Source organism: uncultured Maritalea sp. (assembly GCF_937139385.1).
In the GTDB taxonomy this organism is placed as follows: domain Bacteria; phylum Pseudomonadota; class Alphaproteobacteria; order Rhizobiales; family Devosiaceae; genus Maritalea; species Maritalea porphyrae_A.
Window position 1 is genome coordinate 1 of record NZ_CAKZPW010000068.1, and the last position, 3,491, is coordinate 3,491.

Consider the following 3,491-nt stretch of genomic DNA (forward strand, 5'->3'; position numbering starts at 1 on the left):
TGGCGATACGATCCGCATTTCCCTGACCCCCGAACCAGATGGTGATCGCTGTTTGGAAGTGGAAGTGGCTCAGCAACTTTTGCAAACTATGGGTTTCCGTCAGTTCTTGCCCGTTGTCACCGCTTGTCCGGGCTGCGGGCGCACCACTTCAACCGTGTTTCAGCAATTGGCCAAGGATATTCAGGATCACCTCAATACCTCCATGCCAATATGGCGCGAAAAATACCCCGGCGTTGAAGGTATGAGCGTTGCCGTGATGGGCTGCATCGTCAACGGGCCGGGCGAATCAAAACACGCAGACATTGGCATTTCACTGCCCGGCACCGGCGAAACACCTGCGGCACCTGTGTTCATTGACGGGCAAAAAGCCAAAACCTTGCGCGGCGCAGATATTGCGGATCAGTTTAAACTGATGGTGGCGGAATATATTGAAGAGCGATTTGGTACTTAAAGCATAAGAGGAATTATGACCGACAAAACAATTGCGCACGAACGCGTGGAAATGGCCCGTAAAGGCGAAAATCCATGGGTGATTTGCCAAATGCCGTCCGGTTGGGCGGTGATGTGCGATAAACAGGTGCAACCTGGGCAAATTATTCTTTTGTCAGACCCGTGTGTTTATTCACTCAATGATTTGAGCGGTAATGCACGCGCTCAATATTTGGCGGATATGGCGCTGATCGGGGATGCATTGCTGGAAGCGACCGACGCTTATCGCATTAATTATGAGATTTTGGGCAATACCGACCAAGTGCTACATGCACATATCATCCCACGTTACATGTCAGAAACTGATGAGAAACGAGCGCATCCGATTTGGTTCTATGATTGGCACGGTTCTGCCGATTTCTCCGAAGAAGAATTTGGCGCATTGCGCGACAAAATCAGGGTCGCGATTGAAAAACGAATTCCCGCGGAGGTTTGACAGTTGGTTGAAGGGCTCAGCCATATCACATTTATCGTGAAAGACTTGGACCAAATGGAGCAGGTCTTGGTCAATGTGCTTGATGCCAAAAAGATTTATGATAGCGGCGACAAACAATTTTCTGTTGCTAAAGAGCGTTTTTATGACGTTGGCGGTATTTGGGTGGCTGTCATGATCGGCGAACCCTTGCCGACACAAACCTATAATCACGTTGCCTTCAAAATCTCAGATGATGAATATGACCAGCGTCTCGCCGCCATAAAGGCGCTAGGGTTAAAAGTCTTAGATGGTCGAAAACGCGTGGCGGGTGAAGCGAGATCGATCTATTTTTATGATCACGACAATCATTTGTTCGAATTGCACAGTGGAACGCTTAAAGAGCGTTTGCGCGCATATGCGCAATAAGCCGTTTTTTGCAATCTAACGTTTTTTCGCCAGCACCCAAAAAGAATCACCATCTTCCATTTCAGTATATTGCTGCGCATCAATCAGTTCAAAATGTTGCGCCAACCGGTCCGTTACATCTTTGATGGAGCGGTAATAAAAGGTCATGCCGTGAATTTCCATCACCTCGTCGCCGAGCCAAAATGAATGAAAAATCAGGCCCGAATCGTTGAGCGCGTCGCTTTGTTTGGTAAAGCTGAAATTCAATTGCTCATCTGAAAATTGATGCAACACTTTGTTTGAGTAGATGCAATCGAATGTGCGGTCTGTGTTGATTTTTGCCGCGTCCAGCTCAATCAAGTCCGCATCGGGGTGTTGCTTCTTGTAGCGGTCCAAAAAGTAAGTGGAATAATCCGATCCTGTCACCTTGTAGTGCTTGGCCAAAAGGTCCAGATCAACGCCCGGGCCCATGCCCAGTTCCAAAACGCTTGCACCCTTGGCCATTTGTGGTTCCAGCAAAGCAATCAGCGCGGCCCCGTCATAGCCCTTGGCCATTTTGATATAGTCTTCGGCATTCTTGGGGTCATCGTAAAAGGTCATCTATGCCTCCCGTTTGGCAAAATGCGTCACCAACTCATTCATCAAGCGCGCGCGTTCGCCGAACGGTTCTAGCAAGGCTAAGGCGCCTTGCAGTTCTTCGTTCAGCACTTCATGGGCGTGGTCCAGCCCATGGCTGGCGATTAATGTGGATTTGCCTTGGGCGGCGTCTTTGCCTGCGGTTTTGCCCAATTGTGCAGAACTTTTGGTGGCGTCCAAAATATCATCAGCGAGTTGATAAATCCGGCCTGCTGATTCTGCGAATTCTGTCAACTTTGCCAATTGGGCGATGGTTGCATTCGCCATAATGGCACCCATGCGCACTGAGGCGCGGATTATCGCGCCGGTTTTCATGGCGTGGATTAGGGAGATCGTTTCAGGATCATAGCCTTGGCGTTCCCCCTCTATGTCCCGCATTTGGCCGCCGGCCATGCCACCAACGCCTGCGCCTTTCACCAGTTCAGTGATCAGTTGGGTGCGAATGTTTGCGTCTGGGTGGGTGCGTGCATCCGCCAGCACACCAAACGCATGGGTGAGCAAACTATCCCCAGCCAGAATCGCTGTGGCGGGATCAAACGCCACATGCACGGTGGGTTGGCCGCGGCGTAAATCATCATCGTCCATATCGGGCAAATCATCATGCACGAGGGAATAACAATGAACATATTCAACCGCCGCGCCCGCCCGCACCAAATCGCCCTTCGTGTCGCCAATCAGCTCTGCGCTCAGCTTCACCAGCAATGGCCGCAAGCGTTTACCACCGTTCAGTGCCCCGTGCCGCACCGCGTTGATCAAGCGCGATGGGGCAGGGTAAGGCGAAGAAAGGTTCGATTCGCTGAGTTCACGATCAAGGAAATGCTCGACCGAGTTGGCAGAGGCTGTTATGGCATCGCTGAGGCGCATATGGTGGCTTTCAATGCAGCTTTTGTTGTTGCTTGGCGGTATCATGGTTTTAACTGTGATTGGTGCGATATTCAACAAACCACCGCATTACATTTTTTACTAGCCAAGGCGCGCTGAAAGGCGTATATACCCGCCAACTGACAAGAATTTGATGCTCAAGCGGCCCCGCGTTAGAAAATGATGAGGGGCGTTTTTGTTGAATGGAGAGACAAAATGGCAGTACCTAAGGGTAAAATATCTCGCATGAAGCGCGGTTTCCGTCGCTCTGCTGATGGACTTAAAGCAAACACATATGTGGAAGACAAGGACAGCGGCGAATTGCGTCGTCCTCACCACGTTGATCTGAAAACTGGCATGTATCGTGGCCGTCAGATCTTCACACCGAAAGAAGCGTAAGCTTTTATTTCGCTGTGCAGCAGTTTTGAACCGTCTCTCTGCTAAGAGAGGCGGTTTTTTGCGTTTGGGGGTGGCGTGCACGAACGGTGAAGAAACGTTCATTTTGATCAGCGAATTTGGACAAGGCGCTCGCGCCAATATTATCCGTCATCCCTGCGCCGGCAGGGATCCAGGCCGGAGTAAACCACGAACGCATTTGTTGGCGGATATTCTCGCCTGGATCCCGGACTAAATCCGGGATGACGCGCGAGGGGGAGGAGGCGGCGCGGGGGTAACTTTTGTGCTT

The 3,491-nt window shown here is 50.9% G+C and carries 7 protein-coding genes; 4 read left to right on the forward strand and 3 right to left on the reverse strand.

Annotation, left to right across the window (positions count from 1 at the left end):
* From Q0231_RS02870 to fosX, 3 genes are all read left to right on the forward strand, one after another.
* A partial coding sequence (locus tag Q0231_RS02870; protein WP_299344828.1) for a flavodoxin-dependent (E)-4-hydroxy-3-methylbut-2-enyl-diphosphate synthase occupies positions 1-451 on the forward strand: 451 nt, incomplete at its 5' end.
* 15 nt (positions 452-466) lie between these two features.
* Positions 467-925 carry a hypothetical protein gene (locus Q0231_RS02875; RefSeq protein WP_299344831.1) on the forward strand — a complete coding sequence of 153 codons (459 nt, stop codon included), beginning with the start codon at positions 467-469 and terminating at the stop codon, positions 923-925.
* Positions 926-928: 3 nt separating this feature from the next.
* A complete protein-coding gene (gene fosX / locus Q0231_RS02880) occupies positions 929-1,330 on the forward strand; it encodes a FosX/FosE/FosI family fosfomycin resistance hydrolase (protein ID WP_299344836.1) in 402 nt (133 codons plus the stop codon).
* 15 nt (positions 1,331-1,345) lie between these two features.
* Here the strand turns inward: fosX and Q0231_RS02885 are convergent, their stop codons facing one another.
* Together Q0231_RS02885 and Q0231_RS02890 are read right to left on the reverse strand one after the other, a co-directional pair.
* Positions 1,346-1,909: a class I SAM-dependent methyltransferase gene (locus Q0231_RS02885; RefSeq protein WP_269395365.1), complete on the reverse strand. Its 564-nt coding sequence runs from the start codon at positions 1,907-1,909 to the stop codon at positions 1,346-1,348.
* Positions 1,910-2,884 (reverse strand): polyprenyl synthetase family protein, encoded by a 975-nt coding sequence (locus tag Q0231_RS02890; RefSeq protein ID WP_299344841.1) that lies wholly within the window; start codon positions 2,882-2,884, stop codon positions 1,910-1,912.
* Between the two features lie 138 nt (positions 2,885-3,022).
* Between Q0231_RS02890 and rpmF the strand changes: the two genes are divergently transcribed.
* Complete coding sequence (gene rpmF, locus Q0231_RS02895; RefSeq protein ID WP_269395367.1) at positions 3,023-3,205, forward strand: 50S ribosomal protein L32; 183 nt, start codon at positions 3,023-3,025, stop codon at positions 3,203-3,205.
* A 4-nt stretch (positions 3,206-3,209) separates the two neighbouring features.
* Here rpmF and Q0231_RS02900 read toward each other — a convergent pair.
* The coding region (locus Q0231_RS02900; protein ID WP_299344846.1) for a hypothetical protein at positions 3,210-3,491 on the reverse strand (282 nt) is incomplete at its 5' end.

Coding starts and splice junctions, on each gene's coding strand:
- rpmF (WP_269395367.1), top strand. CDS start 3,023: ATGGCAGTACCTAAGGGTAAAATATCTCGCATGAAGCGCGGTTTCCGT.
- Q0231_RS02875 (WP_299344831.1), top strand. CDS start 467: ATGACCGACAAAACAATTGCGCACGAACGCGTGGAAATGGCCCGTAAA.
- Q0231_RS02885 (WP_269395365.1), bottom strand. CDS start 1,909: ATGACCTTTTACGATGACCCCAAGAATGCCGAAGACTATATCAAAATG.